At 44.2% G+C, this 514-nt stretch carries 1 protein-coding gene; it reads left to right on the top strand.

Features of this window, described 5'->3' with window-relative positions; genetic code table 11:
• Window positions 1–514, top strand: a 514-nt coding sequence (locus Q0871_RS18645) for a transposase (protein ID WP_299326615.1), incomplete at both ends; no start/stop codon positions are given.

The following is a 514-nucleotide window of genomic DNA, read 5'->3' as shown; positions in this document are numbered from 1 at the left end:
AAGGAATATTATGGGGATAGCGGTCAAAAGAGTATTGATCCCGTTGTATTTTTTAAGTTGTGTTTAGTGGGTTATCTCGAGAACCTTATTAGTGACCGCCAACTTATCGCTCATTGTTCCATGCGACTTGATATTCTCTATTTCATAGGTTATGATATTGACGAGGAACTGCCTTGGCATAGTACGATAAGCAGAACTCGGCAACTGTTTCCTGAATCCGTGTTCGAGGAAGTGTTCACCAATGTTCTGGGCCTTTGCGTTGAAAAGGGAATGGTCAGTGGCCATACCCAGGCGATAGATTCCGCTCCTGTAAAGGCGAATGCGAGTATGGATACTTTGGAGCTAAAAGTACCGGAAGAGGATTTAGGGGAACATCTTCGAAAGGTTCGAGCGATCAGTTCAATGGATAAAGAAACACCCCATCGTAAGAGTAAGGACGATAAGTCGGATGAAGGTCAACGCGGTATTACAGCAAGCAAGAAGGAACTTGACGCGATAAAGGTCCGTAACAAGA

This window comes from uncultured Maribacter sp. (assembly GCF_947500985.1).
GTDB lineage: Bacteria > Bacteroidota > Bacteroidia > Flavobacteriales > Flavobacteriaceae > Maribacter.
The sequence above is the reverse complement of the archived record's forward strand: the minus strand, read 5'-3'. Positions and strand labels throughout refer to the sequence as shown.